The organism is Halomonas sp. 3A7M, from assembly GCF_014897875.1.
Classification (GTDB): domain Bacteria; phylum Pseudomonadota; class Gammaproteobacteria; order Pseudomonadales; family Halomonadaceae; genus Vreelandella.
This window is the reverse complement of record NZ_JABUZD010000156.1, coordinates 1-871: the sequence shown is the minus strand read 5'-3', so window position 1 is coordinate 871 and position 871 is coordinate 1. Positions and strand designations below refer to the sequence as shown.

Below are 871 nucleotides of genomic sequence, written 5' to 3'. Positions count from 1 at the left end.
TGGTGTGAGAGGACAGGGGAGGCGACTCCCCTTCCTACTCGATTGACATCGATCTGAAGCTGATTCTGAGGGGCTCAGGAAAGCTTTGGGTTAAGGCTTCTGATACTCTCTAAGGGAAAGTCTAATAGAGCCTCTGTGAGGGATAATTTGAAGATAGAGCCTAAGGTAAAATGCTGACCTCACAGTCAGGTGGCGGACAAGAAGCTCAGGGGAGGGGGCATAATCATCGAGGCCTGGTATTTGCAGGGAACACTATGGTGGTACCAAGCGCACCTGCCCTGAGGAGTTTGGCGGCTTTAAGCTCCAAGTGCAACGTTATTGAAGAGTTCTCGGCCTTCTAGCGCCTCGACGTAGACTTCTAACGGTGAGCGTCGCCCCAGTGTCTTGCATGATCGTGTATCCAGTTAGTCGGCGATCTCGTCGAGTCCTTCCTGGCTACAGGCTGGCAGGTCCGTGCGCTTCCGCAGGTACTGCCTCAACAGCCCATAGGTGTCTCATTGGAACCCCACTTCTATGGGCTATGCGGGTCGGCTTAGATCGCTGCACTCGTCTTCTGGGCAATCTCAGCATGTTTGACCATCACTTTGCCCTGGTCATAGGTCATGGACAGGCGCAAAGAGCACGGCGCTTCATTGAGATTGTCAATGAAGCCGACAATCGTGGCTGTGGTACTATCCACTTTCGCCAAGAGCGTCCCAACGTACCGATGGCAGAGCTGTTATTGGAACCCATAATGAAATCTCCCGCCCAACTCAGGCATTCGACGGTCTTTAATCTCAAGAGGTCACAGGTGGACGCCAGACCAAGTCTGGAATCTGTTAAGCTGTCAGTAAGTGGTTATGCAAAAGTTATCGAGTTACTTTTTCCGTAA

Annotated in this window: 1 pseudogene; it reads right to left on the bottom strand. The window is 51.9% G+C overall.

Going from position 1 to position 871, the window contains the following annotated elements:
- Nucleotides 1-296 precede the first annotated feature (296 nt).
- Nucleotides 297-784: pseudogene (locus tag INT19_RS19885) on the bottom strand (IS30 family transposase); the annotation flags it as partial.
- Nucleotides 785-871: the final 87 nt, after the last annotated feature.